Source organism: Streptomyces sp. NRRL S-1813, from assembly GCF_000719605.1.
In the GTDB taxonomy this organism is placed as follows: domain Bacteria; phylum Actinomycetota; class Actinomycetes; order Streptomycetales; family Streptomycetaceae; genus Streptomyces; species Streptomyces decoyicus.
Window position 1 is genome coordinate 57,598 of record NZ_JOHB01000022.1, and the last position, 15,773, is coordinate 73,370.

General features: G+C 71.8%; 13 protein-coding genes and 3 pseudogenes. 9 read left to right on the top strand and 7 right to left on the bottom strand.

Going from position 1 to position 15,773, the window contains the following annotated elements:
- Positions 1–103: 103 nt before the first annotated feature.
- Entirely contained in the window at positions 104–598 is a 495-nt protein-coding gene (locus IF67_RS0126335; protein WP_030989700.1) for an Lrp/AsnC family transcriptional regulator, read from the bottom strand.
- A gap of 284 nt (positions 599–882) precedes the next feature.
- On the opposite strand from IF67_RS0126335, the pseudogene IF67_RS0126340 reads away from it, so the two are divergent.
- A pseudogene (locus IF67_RS0126340) lies at positions 883–1,365 on the top strand (Tn3 family transposase); the annotation flags it as partial.
- Between the two features lie 19 nt (positions 1,366–1,384).
- Here IF67_RS0126340 and IF67_RS0126345 read toward each other — a convergent pair.
- Positions 1,385–2,110, bottom strand: coding sequence for a dienelactone hydrolase family protein (locus tag IF67_RS0126345; RefSeq protein ID WP_030989703.1), 726 nt, complete (start codon positions 2,108–2,110; stop codon positions 1,385–1,387).
- Positions 2,111–2,337: 227 nt separating this feature from the next.
- Between IF67_RS0126345 and IF67_RS0126350 the strand changes: the two genes are divergently transcribed.
- The 6 genes and pseudogenes from IF67_RS0126350 (at position 2,338) to IF67_RS0126370 (ending at position 10,837) form a co-directional block, all read left to right on the top strand.
- Entirely contained in the window at positions 2,338–2,901 is a 564-nt protein-coding gene (locus IF67_RS0126350) for a recombinase family protein (protein ID WP_234341344.1), read from the top strand.
- 728 nt (positions 2,902–3,629) lie between these two features.
- Positions 3,630–4,473: pseudogene (locus IF67_RS42025) on the top strand (ATP-grasp domain-containing protein); the annotation flags it as partial.
- Positions 4,474–4,488: 15 nt separating this feature from the next.
- On the top strand, positions 4,489–5,325 hold the full coding sequence (locus IF67_RS0126355; RefSeq protein WP_107050308.1) for an alpha-L-glutamate ligase: 837 nt from the start codon (positions 4,489–4,491) through the stop codon (positions 5,323–5,325).
- A gap of 155 nt (positions 5,326–5,480) precedes the next feature.
- Positions 5,481–7,718 carry a family 2 encapsulin nanocompartment cargo protein terpene cyclase gene (locus IF67_RS0126360; protein ID WP_051818624.1) on the top strand — a complete coding sequence of 746 codons (2,238 nt, stop codon included), beginning with the start codon at positions 5,481–5,483 and terminating at the stop codon, positions 7,716–7,718.
- 101 nt (positions 7,719–7,819) lie between these two features.
- Entirely contained in the window at positions 7,820–10,018 is a 2,199-nt protein-coding gene (locus IF67_RS0126365; protein ID WP_234341347.1) for a nuclease-related domain-containing DEAD/DEAH box helicase, read from the top strand.
- A 273-nt stretch (positions 10,019–10,291) separates the two neighbouring features.
- Positions 10,292–10,837 (top strand): hypothetical protein, encoded by a 546-nt coding sequence (locus IF67_RS0126370; protein WP_051818627.1) that lies wholly within the window; start codon positions 10,292–10,294, stop codon positions 10,835–10,837.
- A gap of 138 nt (positions 10,838–10,975) precedes the next feature.
- Here IF67_RS0126370 and IF67_RS0126375 read toward each other — a convergent pair whose 3' ends face one another.
- Together IF67_RS0126375 and IF67_RS0126380 are read right to left on the bottom strand one after the other, a co-directional pair.
- Positions 10,976–11,860, bottom strand: a complete 885-nt coding sequence (locus tag IF67_RS0126375; protein WP_030989709.1) for an NAD(P)H-binding protein — start codon at positions 11,858–11,860, stop codon at positions 10,976–10,978.
- 10 nt (positions 11,861–11,870) lie between these two features.
- Positions 11,871–12,329 (bottom strand): nuclear transport factor 2 family protein, encoded by a 459-nt coding sequence (locus IF67_RS0126380; protein WP_030989710.1) that lies wholly within the window; start codon positions 12,327–12,329, stop codon positions 11,871–11,873.
- Between the two features lie 106 nt (positions 12,330–12,435).
- Here IF67_RS0126380 and IF67_RS0126385 point away from each other — a divergent pair, with 106 nt between their 5' ends.
- The gene (locus IF67_RS0126385) at positions 12,436–13,059 is read left to right on the top strand and encodes a TetR/AcrR family transcriptional regulator (RefSeq protein WP_030989711.1); all 624 of its coding nucleotides are present in this window, start codon (positions 12,436–12,438) and stop codon (positions 13,057–13,059) included.
- 20 nt (positions 13,060–13,079) lie between these two features.
- On the opposite strand, the gene IF67_RS0126390 is transcribed toward IF67_RS0126385, so the two are convergent.
- A complete protein-coding gene (locus IF67_RS0126390) occupies positions 13,080–13,460 on the bottom strand; it encodes a hypothetical protein (RefSeq protein WP_030989712.1) in 381 nt (126 codons plus the stop codon).
- Positions 13,461–13,699: 239 nt separating this feature from the next.
- Here IF67_RS0126390 and IF67_RS46030 point away from each other — a divergent pair.
- A pseudogene (locus IF67_RS46030) lies at positions 13,700–13,813 on the top strand (TetR family transcriptional regulator); the annotation flags it as partial.
- A gap of 68 nt (positions 13,814–13,881) precedes the next feature.
- Here IF67_RS46030 and IF67_RS0126400 read toward each other — a convergent pair.
- Positions 13,882–14,526, bottom strand: a complete 645-nt coding sequence (locus IF67_RS0126400) for a LuxR C-terminal-related transcriptional regulator (RefSeq protein ID WP_030989714.1) — start codon at positions 14,524–14,526, stop codon at positions 13,882–13,884.
- Positions 14,514–15,710 (bottom strand): sensor histidine kinase, encoded by a 1,197-nt coding sequence (locus tag IF67_RS0126405; protein ID WP_030989717.1) that lies wholly within the window; start codon positions 15,708–15,710, stop codon positions 14,514–14,516. Before IF67_RS0126405 ends, IF67_RS0126400 begins: the two co-directional genes overlap by 13 nt.
- Positions 15,711–15,773 lie beyond the last annotated feature (63 nt).

A 15,773-nucleotide genomic window follows, 5' to 3' on the forward strand; every position in this document is an offset into this window, starting at 1 on the left:
GCTGCTCGTCAGCGCAGGAAACGAGCGTGTTCATGCGGCTCCACGCTGGATTGCTGCGCACTCCTGCGTACGCCGGAGCGATTCCACGCCGTTCGCCCTCGCGTCAGGGGGCGGATCCCCCGGAGGACTGGCGGGCGCCCGCCTCCGGGCTGTCCGGCAGGAGATGGGACAGCACCATGTAACTGATCGTCTTGCGGATGAACGGCTCGGCCCTGATGCGTTCGAGCACCTCCTCGAAGTGCTCGACATCGGTCGCCCGTACGTGCAGCAGCGCATCGGCGCCGCCGGTCACGGTCATCGCCGCCGCGATCTCCGGATGGTTGCGCACCACCTCGGCGAGCCGGCGGGGCGGCGCCGCACTGTCGCAGTACACCTCTACATACGCCTCGGTCAGCCACCCCAGCGCGGCCGGGCGGACGGTGGCGGTGAACCCCGTGATCACGTTGTTCTCCCGCATCCGGTCCACCCGGCGCTTCACCGCGGTGGACGACAGCCCGACCGCCGCGCCGATCTCCGCAAAGCTCGCCCGGCCGTTGTCGATCAACGCCGCAACGATCTTGCGGTCGAGGTCGTCGAAGGGCGCGGCCTTGTTGGTCACTGGGCCTCCCGATTCATCCCGGTCCATCCCGCTCCGTCGCCGTCGCGGTCGCCCTCACGGTAGCGCCGACACCCCGCCCCGCCCGCCGTCGGACCACCGCTTTCGCCGCAACCCTTTGCAGGTCACGGGGTATGACCCCACCGGCATGGACCGATCGGAGAGGAAGATTCCGGTGGAGTGGCCCTCCCCGTGCAGGGGTTGGCCGGTGCGCTGCCGCAGGCTGGTGTGTCAGGTGGGCTCGACGCGATGCAGCCCCGCTCGGCGTACGGCCTCCGGGCCCAGAGGGGCGCCCGACCCCACTGGGGGCGGCGTTCGCGGAGTACGGGCGGATCGTGAAGACCGAGCACCTGCTGCGCGTGGTCGACCCGGTGGACGACACCTACCGCCGGCAGATGAACCGCCAGCTCACCGTGCAGGAGTCCCGCCACAAGCTCGCCCGCGACGTGTGCCACGGCAAGCGCGGCACCATCCATCAGGCGTACCGGGACGGGATGGAGGACCAGCTCGGCGCGCTCGGCCTGGTCCTCAACGCCATCGTGCTCTGGACGACCCGCTACATCGACGCCGCCGTGGCCCAGCTGAAGGCCGAGAGCCACGAGATACGGGGCGAGGACATCGCCCGGCTCTCCCCGCTCAAGCACCGCAACCTGAACCTGCTCGGCCGCTACAGCTTCACGGCCTCGACCCCGGCAGCCGGCGCCCTGCGCCCGCTGCGCGACCCGGAGGCGTCGGAGCTGGACGAAGACGACGACGGCGGGCAGAAGTGAGTATCAGGAGCCGATCGGATCAATCCGTGACGGGCAGGCACTCGGCGAGCAGAGCGACGACGTCACGCCAGGCTCGCTGTGCGTGCCGTGGGTGGTAGCCGACGCCGGGACGCACGGTGTGGTCGACCGGTGGATGGTGGAAGGCGTGAAGGGCTCCCCCGTAAACCACGAGGCGCCAGTCGACGCCCGCGGCCTCCATCTCTGCGGTGAACGCGTCCCGTTGGGCGGGCGGCATGATCGGGTCTTCCGACCCGACCCCGGCCCATACCGGGCAGCGAATGCGTGCCGCCTCGCCCGGTCGGCCCGTGGTGAGTGCGTTGACTGTCCCAATCGCGCGCAGATCGACGCCATCGCGACCGAGTTCCAGTGCGACTGCGCCCCCGGTGCCGTAGCCGACGGCGGCGGTCCGGTCGGGGTCGGCCCGTGGTTCGGCACGCAACACGTCGAGCGCGGCGTGACCGATTCCTCGCATCCGGTCGGGGTCGGCGAGCAGCGGCATGCAACGGGCCAACATTTCCTCTGGGTCTTCCAAATAGCGTCCACCGTGGAGGTCGAAAGCCAGCGCCACGTATCCCAGCTCGGCCAGGGCATCGGCCCGGCGGCGCTCGACGTCGCTGAGCCCCGTCCCCTCGGGTCCGATCAGGACTGCGGGTCGGCGCTCGGCACCGGCCGGGAGCGCGAGGTATCCGATCATCGTCAGGTTGTCGGCCGGGTATTCGACCGTACGGGTTGTGATCGTCGTCATGCGACGGGACGGTAATGACCGTTGCGTCCGCTCGGGGTGGTGTTCACCGATGGCAGACAGCAGTCTGTCCCGACTACAACACCCGGACGCGTCGCCCTCGTTTAAAGACAGGGCGGCCGAACGTCCAATGAACCCGTGGATTTCCGAGATCGGTAGGGCCCGAATCCCATCAGATCCGATGGTGATTGCTGACAGGGTCCAATCCTCCGCGTGAAAGGGCACTCCGGGTGGCGAACCTCGTCTACAAGCGGGTCTCGACCGACCAGCAGTCCACCGCCCGCCAGGACCTCGTCCTGGACGAGGCCGGGATCGAGGACCCGGTCGTCTTCGAGGAAGACCCCGGCACCTCCAGCCGCCTCCATCCGCTCCAACGCCCGAAGTTCCGCGAACTGCTCACCTACGCGCGGCCCGGCGACACCGTGCACATCTCCGAGCTGTTCCGCCTCGTACGCGGCAATCAGCACATCCTCGACGTGCTCGACGTCCTCCACCGCGACCGCCTGGCCCTGCGCATCCACGACGGAGCGTTCTCCGCGATGGACCTCACCGCCCGCCACCCGCGCACAGGCGAGTCGCTGTCCACCGTGAAGTTCATGGTGCAGACCCTCGCGGCCGCCGGCGAACTCCAGCGCGACCTCCAGCGCGAGCTGACCTACGACGGACTGCGCGCCGCCGAGGCCAAGGGCAGCAAGGGCGGCCGCCGCCCCGCCGTGGCGGCCGAAACAACCGGCGCCGTGCGCACCGCGTATGACGAGAACCGCGTCAGCACACTCGCGCCGATCGGACCATGAGCAATCTCAGCGCCAACCGCTGTACCGATGTTCCCCGAGGCCGTGGACCGACCGGCAACAGCAGCAACTCGGGCACCAGGAGGTGCTGTCTGCCGTGGAATTGTTCGAGCCGGGGGGCGGTTTGGCTGTGGGGGCTGTGGGGGCTGTGGGGGGCGGCCATTGCCGTACCGCCGGTGCCTCCGCGGCCCGTTGTGCCGAGGAGGCTGCCTGCGCCGGGCAGGCCCGCACCGACGAGGAATTTCCGCCGTCGGAAGGTGCCGCTTCCCGGCGCCGGTTCCGGCCCCGGTCCCGGCCCAGGTTCCGGCCCCGATCCGGCTTCCGGGTGCCCGTCCTGGGGGACGTCGTGATCCTGATCCTGCTGCTCGGTCGGAGCCTGCTGCTCGTTCGCCAACCCGCTCGCCTGCTTCCCGTACTTCGGTGCGTGGGTGTCCTGTTCGCTGAGCCGTCCCCGGGGTGGCCTCCTTAGGACCAGCGCGGAATTGGAACAAGGGTTCCGGCATGCGGGATGTGATGGAGGGGAGGGCAGGTGGCGGAAGTCGCGCCGGGGTCCGGCAAAGTCCTGGTCATGGTCTGCGTGCGGGGCGTTCGGGGTGGCGTAGCCTCGCCGAAATGTGGGCCGGAGCCGGGTGCGTGGGCCCACGGTCCCCGCCGGAATCCGCATGGGATCCTGGTGTGTCATGGATCTGCCGGACGGACGGTGGACGTGCGGCGATGACAAGGGTGCACCGATGAGACTCTGCTTCCTGGTGGAGGAGCAGTACCGCCATGACGGCATGCCGCTGGATGTGATCCGCCAACTCGGCGCCTGGGGCCACCAGGTGGATGTGCTGTGGCCCGGCCGCTCGCTGATCCCCATATCCGAGGCGATCCGTGCGGGCAGCCACGATGCCTGGGTTCTCAAGACCGTCTCCGGCGGCCCGGGGCTGACGCTCCTGGAAGCCGCCGCCTCCGTCGGGCTGACGACGGTGAACGATGTCCGGGCGATCCGTGGCGTACGGGACAAGGCGCTGGCCGCGGTGATCGCCCGCAGCAGCGGGCTGCCCGTCCCCGTGACGTATGCGGCGGCCCGTCCCCAGGAGTTCGCGGAGATACCCGAGGCGGAGTTCCCCCTCGTGGTGAAGCCCGCGGACGGCAGTTCCGGGCGCGCCGTCCGGCTGGTGGCGACGCCGGACCGGCTGCTGGATCCCGTGGAGCCGGATGACGCAGGGGCTACGGGCGCGCCGGGCGGCGGGCTGCTCATCGCCCAGCCCTATGTGCCCAACTCCGGTACGGATCTGAAGGTGTACAGCGTCGCCGGGCAGCTGTATGCCACCGAGCGGTGCTCCCCGTTGCATCCCGCCCATGCCGTACGCGAACGGCAGGTTCCGCTCACCCCGGAGATCGCCCGGATCGCTGCCGAGGTCGGGACGGTGTTCGGTCTCGACCTCTACGGGGTCGACATTCTGCTCGGACCCGACGGACCGGTGGTCGTCGACATCAACGACTTCCCGAGCTTCCGTCAGGTGCCGGACGCGGTCGCCCGGGTGTCCGCCGCGGTGCTGGAGCTCGCCCGTAACGGGACGGCAGGGCAGGGGGCCGGGTCCCCCACTGCCGGGCAGCCGACCACCGGGCAGCCGACCACCGGGCAGCCGACCACCGGGCAGCCGAGGGCATCAGGTCGAGTGGCTGGATCCGGGCGGCGAGGTGCGGGACCTGGACCTGTCCTCGCTCGCCGATGTCTATCTCCTCAAGGCGCGGACGCCGCGCGCGCTGGCGCTTGCCGCTCTCCTGGAGGAGCACGGCGCTGCGGTGCTCAACTCCGCGGCGGCGACCGCGCGGTGCCAGGACCGTGTCGAGATGGCCGCGGTCGCCCGCGCGGCCGGGCTGCCGTTCGCGGGCACCACCTCCGTGGCCACGCTCGGGCAGCTGGCCGCGGCGGGCGCACCGGACGGCCCGCTGGTGATCAAGAGCCGGTTCAGCCGGCGCCATGACCTCGTGGCCCGTGCCGACAGTGCCGTACGGCTGCGGGAACTGGCCGCCGCCTGGCCCGATGAGCCGGTGGTGGTGCAGGAGTTCACCGTGAACAGCGGCTGGGACCACAAGCTGTGGGTGGTCGACGGCCGGCTCTTCGCCGGGCTGCGCCGCTCGGAGCTGGCCCCGGACGGCCGTGGGCCGACGCTGCCGCTGCCGGTCGGCGACCTGCCCGCCGGCTGGGCGGATGCCGCGCTCCGGGTCGGCGAGATCTTCGGCCTGGACGTCTACGGCGTCGACCTCCTCGACGCCGGCGGCGGTGCGCCCCTCATCGTGGACATCAACGCCTTCCCCGGCATCCGCGGCCAGGCCGGTGCGCCCGAGGCGCTGGCGCAGCTTGCCCTGCGCACCGCGGCGCACGGCCGGAGCCGCGGCATGGACGAAAGAAAAGTGCCGGAAGTCAGCCAGAAATAGCGCAAGTTCGGAGCTCACCGAACCGAAGTGGAGCGGAGGCGGAAGGTCCTCCTCCGTAAGGCCTAAGGCGCCGACCCCTGGGGTAGCGCTGCCCCGTCTGGAAGGCGTGGTTCCACGTGCCTTCCTTCCGTACGTATGGGGAGAGGCCAGCAACGGTGACACAGCCATTCGAATTGCCCCACTTCTATACGCCCTATCCGGCGCGGTTGAACCCGCATCTGGAGACGGCGCGTACGCATTCCAGGAAGTGGGCCCGCACCATGGGGATGCTGGAGGGCTCGGGCATCTGGGAGGAGAAGGACCTCGACGCCCACGATTACGCGCTGCTGTGCTCCTACACCCACCCGGACTGCGACGCGGATGCGCTCTCGCTGGTGACCGACTGGTATGTCTGGGTCTTCTTCTTCGACGACCACTTCCTGGAGATGTTCAAGCGGACGCTCGACCGGGAGGGCGGCAAGGAGTACCTCGACCGGCTGCCCGCCTTCATGCCGATGGATCTGACCGCGCCCGTTCCCGAGCCGACCAACCCCGTCGAGGCGGGCCTTGCCGATCTGTGGGCGCGCACGGTGCCGCATATGTCCATGGCGTGGCGGCAGCGCTTCGCCGAGAGCACCGAGCATCTGCTCAATGAGTCGCTGTGGGAACTGTCCAACATCAACATCCACCGGGTGCCCAACCCCGTCGAGTACATCGAGATGCGCCGCAAGGTGGGTGGCGCGCCCTGGTCGGCGGGACTGGTGGAGTTCGCGACCGGCGCCGAGGTGCCCGCGGCCGTCGCCGGATCCCGCCCGCTGCGGGTGCTGCGGGACACCTTCTCCGACGGTGTGCACCTGCGCAACGACCTCTTCTCCTACCAGCGGGAGACGGAGGAGGAGGGCGAGCTGAGCAATGGCGTCCTGGTGCTGGAGACCTTCCTGGACTGCACCACCCAGGAGGCCGCGGACGCCGTCAACGATCTGATCACCTCGCGGCTCCAGCAGTTCGAGAACACCGTGGTCGCCGAACTCCCCGCGCTCTTCCTGGAGAAGGGCCTCGATCCGAAGTCCTGCGCGGAGGTGCTGGCGTATGCCAAGGGGCTCCAGGACTGGCAGTCCGGCGGCCATGAATGGCATATGCGCTCCAGCCGCTACATGAACGGCGGCGGCTCCGCGGCCGGCACCTCGCAGCCCTGGTCGCCCTTCTCCTTGGGCGGACTCGGCACCTCGGCCGCCGATCTGAAGACGGCGTCGGCCACGGCCGGTGCGTACCGTATCCGCAGCTCCACCCATGTCCCGCACCAGAAGGTCGGCCCCTCGCGCATCCCCGACCTCTGCATGCCGTTCACCACGACCCTCAGCCCGCACCTGGAGGGGGCCCGCCGCCGCGTCATCGAATGGGCGCACCGGATGGGCATCCTCGGCCCGCAGCCCGGGGTGCCGCTGTCCGACGTCTGGGACGAACCCGCGATGATCCGCTATGACCTGGCGCTGTGTGCGGCCGGCATCCACCCGGACGCCACCCCCGAGCAACTGGACCTGGGCGCCGCCTGGCTGGCCTGGGGCACGTATGCGGACGACTACTACCCCCAGGTCTTCGGCCGGACCCGCGACATCGCCTCGGCCAAGGTGTGCACCGAGCGGCTGTCGTCCTTCATGCCGCTCGACTCCTCGGCGCAAGCGCCGGAGCCGGTCAACGCCATGGAACGCGTGCTGGGGGACCTGTGGACCCGTACGGCGGGACCGATGACGCCCGAAGCGCGCCGGTCGTTCCGTGAGGCCGTCGACACGATGACGGCCAGCTGGCTCTGGGAGATCGACAACCAGATCCTGAACCGCATCCCCGATCCGGTCGACTACATCGAGATGCGCCGCGCGACCTTCGGCTCCGACCTCACCATGAGCCTGAGCCGCATCGGCCACGGCCGGCAGGTCCCGCCGGAGGTCTACCGCTCCGGCCCGCTGCGCTCACTGGAGAACGCCGCGGCCGACTACGCCTGTCTGATGAACGATGTCTTCTCGTACCAGAAGGAGATCGAGTACGAGGGCGAGGTCCACAACGGCATCCTGGTCGTCCAGAACTTCTTCGACTGCGACTACCCGACCGCGCTGAACATCATCCATGACCTCATGACCTCGCGGATGCACGAGTTCCAGCATGTCGCCGCCCATGAACTCCCCGTCGTCTACGACGACTTCGACCTCTCGCCGGAAGCCCGCAAGGCGCTCGACGGCTATGTCCACGAGCTGGAGAACTGGATGGCCGGCATCCTCACCTGGCACCAGGGCTGTCTGCGCTACATCGAGCCCGAGCTGCGTCACCCGACGGGTTCGCCGGGGTGGCTGGGCGCACCGGACGGGCTGGGCACGTCGGCCGCCCGCGCCTTCCGGCCGTCGGCCGTGAGCGTGGGGTAGGCGGCAGCGAGCGGGGTGATCCGGGGCGGCCCGGTGGGCCGCCGGCCCGTATGCGCCCGTGCCCCTGCCGTGCGCGGTACCGCGTCATGTGCCATCGACCTATGGTTCATGACCCCGTGCGTACGGGGCGAGCGGCGAGGGGGCGGGCGATGGCGGCAGGGAGTTCTCGAGGCGGCGCGGCAGGTGGTTCGGCGTCCCGGCGGGCGCAGGAGGCCCGTCGGCAGGAGCGGCTCTTACGCGAACAGTGGCAGGCCGCCCGGCAGCGGGCCGAGCGCTGGGAGGCGGCGAGCGAGGGGGAGCGGCGGGTCGCCGCCCAGCTGCTGATGCTGGCCGGCCGGGGCTGGCGGCTGCTGGTGGACCGGCGCTGGCCCGGCACCCGCGCGGCCAATGTGGACATGCTGCTGATCGGCCCCGGCGGTGTCTTCGTCATCGACGTCAAGAACTGGCGGGCCGCGCCGGAGACCTCGGGGGGCCGGCTGCGGGCCGGGGGGTTCTCGCGCGATGAGCACCGGCGCAAGCTGCTCGCGGTCACCAAGGCCGCCGAGAGCGCGGTGGCGTCCCTGGGGATGTCGCCGGTGGCGGTGCGTCCGCTGCTGGCCTTCGCGGGGCAGCGGGTCGACGCGGAGCTGGGCCGGATACGGCTGCTGGGGGAGCACGAGATCGGCCCGGCGCTGCTGTCGGAGCGCACCCGGCTGTCGGCGGGATCGGTCCGCGCCCTCGCCGACCACCTGGCGCGGGTCTTCCCGGAGTACGAGGACCCGGCCGCCGCTCCGGCCCAGGCCGCCACCCCGGCCCCGGGCGCCACCACGCCCTCCCCGGCCACCGCCGCCCGGCCGCCGGCTGCCGGGGCCGACGGCCTCTTCGACCTCGACGGGCTGCGGGAGGCCGCCCTCGACGAAGCGCGCCGGGCCCCCATCGAGCAGTGGATGACCTTCCTCGACCCCGACCAGCTCGCGCTGGTGCGGCGCAACTGGGCAGGTCCCGCCAGGATCAGCGGCCCGGCCGGCACCGGCAAGACGGTCGTCGGCCTGCACCGAGCGGCCTATCTCGCCCAGCGCACCAACGGCCGCGTCCTGTACGTCACCTTCGCCAACAACCTGCCCCGCGTACAGAGCACCTTCCTGAAGACCATGGCCCCGGCGGTGGCCGACCGGATCGACTTCCGCAGCCTGCACTCCTGGGCGCGGGACTATCTGCGCAGCCGCGGCGTGCCGGTAAATCTGCACAAGGAGAAGGCGGAGACGGCCTTCAGCCTCGCCTGGAAACACGTGGGGCGGAACAGCTGTCTGACCGAGATCGATCCGCTGCACCCCTACTGGCAGGAGGAGATCGACTATGTCATCAAGGGCCGCGGCATCACCTCCTTCGAGGAGTACGCCGTGCTCGCCCGCCGACGCCGCCGGGCCGGTCTGCGCCGCCCGCACCGGCAGGCCGTGTGGGCGCTGTACGAGGCGTACGAGGCCCAGCGCATCGAGCGTGACGTGCACGACTTCAACGATGTGCTCTCCCTCGCGCTCGCGGAGGCGGCCGGCCGCACCGGCCACAGCGCCTACACCGCAGTCGTCGTGGACGAGGTCCAGGACCTGACCCTCGTCGGGGTGCGCCTGCTGCACGCTCTGGTCGGCGACAGCCCCAACGGACTGCTGCTGGTGGGTGACGGTCAACAGGCCGTCTACCCGGGCGGGTTCCGCCTCTCGGACGCGGGCATCGACATCCGCGGGGACCGCGGGCAGGTGCTGCGGGCCAATTACCGCAACAGCAAGGACATCGTGGACACCGCGCTCTCCGTGGTCGCCGAGGACGCCTTCGAGGACCTCGACGGGCTGCGCACCCCCGGCCGGCGGGACGTCGACCTGACCTACCACGACGGCCAGGTACAGCGCGAGGTGCTGCCCACCCTCGCCGCGCATGACGCGGCGCTGCTGGCCGCGCTGGGTGCCCTGACGCCGCAGCAGCTCGCCGACTCCGCCGTGCTCTGCTCCGCCAAGCGCGGCATCGAGCACTACCAGCGCCTGCTCACCCGGGCGGGCCTGCGCGTCTGCCCGTTGGAGCAGTACGACGGGCACCCGGTCGAGGCCGTGAAGCTGGGCAGCTACCGCCGTGCCAAGGGCCTGGAGTTCAAGCGCGTCTACCTCCCGCAGCACGATGCCGATCTGCCCCGTGGGAACCCGGCCGGCGGCCCGTCCACCGAAACGGCCGATGAGCGCGGCGAGCTGGCCCGCAGTCAGCTCTTCGTCGCCATGACCCGTGCCCGCGACGTCCTCTGGCTGGGCAGCATCAGACCGCCGCAGGAGAAGTGAGCCGGGGGCGGCGGCGTACGGGGTACCGCGCGTCGCGGGCCGGGTGGGACGCGAGGGACGGACGGGACGGGCGGGACGGCGGGACACACCCTGGCCCCGTGGTTTCCTCGCGTGGACTCCTCGCGTGGATTCCTCCCGGGGATGCCGCCGGGCGGTGGATATCCCGGCCGGGGTGAATATCCCGAGATGTCGTCGGGAACCCCACATGGCGAAGTCCCGCACGGGCGTGACCGGGGCCGGACCGCCGCCCATGGCTGACAAGGAGTTCCCACTGTGCGACGCCTGACCGCTTTCCTTGGCACTGCGGCCATCGTCGGGGGGCTGGTCGTGTTCGCCCCACCCGGCGCGCACGCCATCACCGGCATCATCACTTACCACACCCGGCCCGGAAACCGGGTGTACGAGATCCTCGATCCCGGCGACGACCACTGCTACGGCGTGGGCGACGGGTACGGCGAGGTGGAGAACGACACCCCCACCGACCTGGTCCTGTACAACGGGCGGGACTGCACCGGATCCGTGGTCACCGTCGTGCCTCACCGCACGTGGAAGAACGCGCGGTTCGGGAGCCTGCAACTGAGCTCGCGCGGCCCGATGGAAGAGCCGGCCGACGACGACTACACCGACAGGCCGGAGGAGCCGGAGCCTCCCAGGAGTTCGCAGAGCCCGGGTGAGCCGGAGCCTCCCAGGAGCTCGCAGAGTCCGGATGAGTCGGAGCGCCCCGCGGATTCCGAGAGGCCCGAGCGCTCCGACAGCCCCGAGAGCCCGGTGGACCCGGTGAACTCGGCAGGGCACGCGAGTCCGCGAGCCGCCCGCTGAGGTGAGTGCGCCGGTGCGGAACCCGGAGGCAGGCCGGGCGCCGCACCCGCGCACACTCCACCCGGCGCCCGGCCGGCCGATGGCCCGCCGGGCGCCGGGCGTGACGGCTCGGTGCCCGCCTCCTTCGCGCGGACCGGATCAAGAGCCCGCCCCAGCGTGTCCGGCCGCGCGCCCGTGCTCTTCCGCGAAGGCGCGGAAGCTGCGCGGCGGGCGGCCGGTGAGGCGCTCGACGGTGTCCGTGACGCGGTCTTCGGCGCCGTCGGCGATGGCGCGGTCCAGGCCGGCCAGCAGGGCGGCGAACTCTGCGGGAAGGCCGGCGGCCAGGCGGTCGCGCAGCTGCTCGTGGGTGAGGGGCCGGTGGTGCACGGGCCGGCCGGTGACCGTGGTGAGGGTGGCGGCGATGTCCTCGTAGCTCAGTGCCTGCGGGCCGGTGAGCACCAGGTCGTGCGCGGGCGGCGGTTCACCGGTGAGGGCGTGCACGGCGACGGCGGCGATGTCGTCCGCGTCGATGAAGCCGACGCGGCCTTCGCCGGTCGCGGACCGGATGACGCCGTGGGTGCGGATGCTCTCCGCGTGCAGATGCTGGTCGGTGAAGTTCTGCATGAACCAGGAGGGCCGCAGCACCGCCCACTCCTCGAAGAGGCCCGGGAGGGCCGCATGCACCTGGCCCACCATCGGGCCGCCGGCGGGGATGGCGGAGGAGCTGAGGAGGACCGCGCGGCGGACACCGGCCGTACGGGCCCGTTCCAGGAAGGGCAGCATGACGGCGGCCGGGTCCGGGGACCCGATGGGCGGGACGAGATAGATCCTGGCCACTCCTCGCAGGGCGGCATCGTGGGTGGCGGGGTCGTCCCAGTCGAAGCGGACGGCCTGTGCGCCGGGCAGCCCGGGGGCACGGCGGGCGGCGGCTCTGACGGGGTGGCCGAGTGCGGTGAGCCTGGGCACGATGCGGCTGCCGGTGTTGCCGGTGGCGCCGGTGACCAGGACGGTGTCGTGGCCGGTCCGGGTGTCGTGGTCGGTCATGGTCGCTCCGTCAGGACGTGGTGGTGAGGGGCGACTTCGCCGCACTCATGGAGGCCGGGACCATCAGGGGGTTCCAGTAGTCGCGGTAGCGCGTGAAGCGGCCGTTCACGACCGTCACCACGGCGATGTACGGCATCTCGTACGGGGCGCCGGTCGCCACGATCCGGCCGACGGCGCGCATTTCGACGACGAGGGTGTCCGGGGCGTCGGTCCGGTGGATCTCCAGGTGGGGGAAGGCGTGGACGTCGACGTGGTCGGGATAGTCCTGCATGTACGCGGCGACCGCCGCCCGGCCCTCCAGCCGCTTCGGATAGCCGTCCGGGGCGAAGGGGAACTCGAAGACCACGTGCTCGTCGCACAGGGCCACCCAGCCGTCGATGTCCTTGTCCAGAAGCAGTTGCAGCCCGTGGCGGTAGACCTCCGCCGGTGCCGCGGGGGTGACGGGGGTGCCGCGTTCGCTCTCGTTCATGGGGATGCCTCGCCTCTACACTGGGGGCACAATGTGGACCGATGGTCCGTTTAGCCGTTGCCGCAACTATACGGACTGGCAGTCCGTTTCGTAAAGGGGTCCTCCCATGGCCGAACGCAAGGCGCGCGCGGACGCGCTCCGCAACCGCGAGACCGTCCTGGCGGCCGCCGACGCGCTCTTCGCCCGCAGCGCGAGCCCCCGCAGCGTGTCGATGGACGACATCGCGGCAGCGGCCGGGGTCGGCAAGGGGACGCTCTTCCGCCGCTTCGGCGATCGCACGGGACTGATCCGGGCGGTCTTCGACGCACGGATCGAGCCCCTGCGGCAGGCTGTGGAGGAGGGGCCGGCGCCGCTCGGCCCGTCAGTCGCACCGCGCGAACGGGTGCCGGCACTGCTCGATGCCGTCCTGCGCTTCAAGCTCGACCACCGCCATCTCTCGCTCGCCCTGGAGGAGGCCGGCAGCGGCAGCCCGTATGAGGGGGTGTCCTACGCGTGGTGGCACGGCATGCTGCGGGACGCGCTGGAGCAACTGCCCGAGGCGGCGGCCGGTCCGGCCGCGGACAGCGACTTCACCGCGCATGTCCTGCTGGCCGCCACCCGCGCGGATCTGGTCGAGCACCTTGTCGGCCAGGAAGGCATGACCTCCGAGCGGATGAGGGCCCAACTGGCCGCTTTCGTGGGCAGGGTGCTGGGCGGCGGGCATGGCGGGTGTGACGGGCGGGGGGCCTGACGCCGGCCCCCACGGCCCGCTCATCCCCGTGCGGGGAGGCCGGCACAGTCGGCCAGGGCACGGGCCCGTTCGGCGCGGCGGGCCTGCACAGCCGTGGTGGAGGTGGCCCATGCGACATGGCCGTCGGGGCGGACGAGGATCTCCCGCACCCCGTCGAGGTCGGTGCGGGAGTCGTGCCCGGTGACGGTGAAGGCGGCCACCCGGGGCCCCCAGCCCGTATCGACGGCCCGCTTCATCTCGTCGTCCCCCGCGAGGTCCAGCAGGACGAACCGGCCGTGCGGCAGGAGTTCGTAGACGCGGGCCGCCGCCGGTCCGGCCGCCGTGAGCGCGATATCGGGCATCCGCCGTCCCGCCAACGGGTGGGCCCGGGTGCCGGCGGGCGGATAGCCGGTGTCGAGCACCGAAACCAGCCCGGCCGGACGGCGGTTGACCTCCTCGATGCCCAGGAGCCCGGCTGTCAGCTTGCGCAGTGCGGCGGCCGGCCGAGGCCATGGACGTACGGGCCGGTGCCCTGTACCGCTACTTCGCGACCAAGCACGAGCTGCTCACCGCGATGGCCGAGGTGCTGCTGGCCGACTGCCTCGACCGGCCGCACCCGTCCCCGGACTGGAGCGAGCGCCTGGCCGAACTGGCCCGCCGGATGCGTACGGCGCTCCTCGCCCGCCGTGACGGTGCCCGCGTCTACGCCCTTACGCACTCCACCGGCAGGCACATCCTCGGCTTCGCCGACACCCTCGTCGGGGTGCTGCGGGAGGCGGGCTTCACCTGCGAGGACGCGGCCCGTGCCGCCCTCACGCTCGTCCACTTCACGATCTGGGCGCCCTACCCCCCGTTCAAGTACGCCAGCACCGCCAGCACCCGCCGGTGCCCGCTGTCGCTCGCCGGCAGTCCCAGCTTCGCGAAGACATTGCCGATGTGCTTGCTGACGGCCCGGTCCGACACCACCAGCAGCTGCGCGATCGTGGCGTTGTCCCGGCCCTGCGCCATCAGCGCCAGCACCTCGCGCTCGCGCGGTGTCAGGGCATCGAGCGGATCGTTGCGGCGCCGGGTCAGCAGCTCCGTGACCACTTCCGGGTCCAGCGCGGTGCCGCCCGCCGCGACGCGTTCCAGCGCGTCCAGGAACTCGTCGACCCGCCCCACCCGGTCCTTGAGCAGATAGCCGACCCCGCTCGCGCCGCCGCCCAGCAGTTCCACGGCGTAGGTTTCCTCGACGTACTGCGAGAGCACCAGAACCGGCAGACCGGGGATCTCCCGACGTGCCGCCAGCGCCGCCCGCAGGCCCTCGTCACGGAAGGTGGGCGGCATCCGGACATCCAGCACCGCGGCATCCGGGCGGTGCGCGAGCAGCGCGGGCAGCACCTCGGGCCCGCCGGCCGCGACCGCCACCACCTCGTGCCCGGCGGAGGTCAGCAGCAGTACCAGGCCCTCCCTCAGCAGGGCGTTGTCCTCGCCGATCACCACGCGCACGGCAGCTCCACCTCGATCAGAGTCGGGCCCCCGACGGGGCTGGTCACTTCCACGGTCCCGTCGAGCGCCGCGACCCGGCGCCGGATGCCGAGCAGCCCACTGCCTCCCGGCGCTCCGGCGGAGGGGCCCCCGGGGACGGCGCTCTCGGCGCCGCCGCGGCCCTCGTCACGTACCGACACCGTCAACCCGCCGGTCCCGCGCACCAGTTCCACTGCGGCCCGGTCCGTACCGCTGTGCTTGGCGGCATTGGTCAGCGCCTCCGCGACGACGAAGTACGCGGCCGCCTCGACCGCCGCCGGGGCCCGCGGCCGCTCCTCCACCCCGTCCTCGCGCACCGCCACATCGAGCCCGCTGCTTGCCGCGAGCGCCCGCACCGCGCCCATCAGCCCCCGGTCGGTGAGGATCGGCGGATGGATGCCGCGCACGACATGGCGCAGCTCGGTGAGGGCCTCCTCCGCCTGGTCCTGTGCGTCGTCGAGGAGCTTGCGGGCCCTCTCGGGGTCCGTGTCGTACGCCCGCTTGGCCAGCCCCACCCGCATCGACAGTGCCACCAGCCGGGCTTGTGTACCGTCGTGCAGATCCCGTTCGATACGGCGCAGTTCGGCGCCGTGCGCGGCGACGGCACCGGCCCGGGTGACGGTCAGCTCCTCGACGCGCTCGGCGAGCCGGACGGTGCGCCGGCTGTCGGGCGACGGCAGCAGCAGCGCCCGCGACCAGGCCGCGTCGAGGTCGGCGAGGCGCGAGATCAGCGGCAGTACGACGGCCCGGCGCCGCAGCAGCCCGCACCACACCCCGTCGACGAACAGGCCCAGGGCCCACAGCGGCAGCGCTCCGTACGCCAGGAGCAGGCCGTAGCCGAAGTGGGCGGCGAGCCAGCGCAGATCCCGGTACGTGCCCGGGTCCGCGGTCACCGTCCGCACCCGCTCGGGCAGCTGCCCGGTGAGCGGCAGATACGCCTCGGGGACTGCTTCCCCCGTCCAGGCCGCCACCCGCCGCCGCTTGTACCCGGCCATCCTGCGCAGCATCAGGACCGTCTCGGGCAGCACCCCCGCGCCGATCACGATGATCGTGGCGACGGCGGTGAACAGCAGCACCGCGAGGAAGAGATACGACACCAGGGCCAGCCCGGCCGCCGTCAGCAACTGGACCGAGGCCCGCCCCGCCCGCCGCACCGTCTCCCCCATTCCCATGGGCTCAGGCTAAGTGACACCCCCTGGGGACGCGCGTGGCTGCGCTCCCCGCCCGGG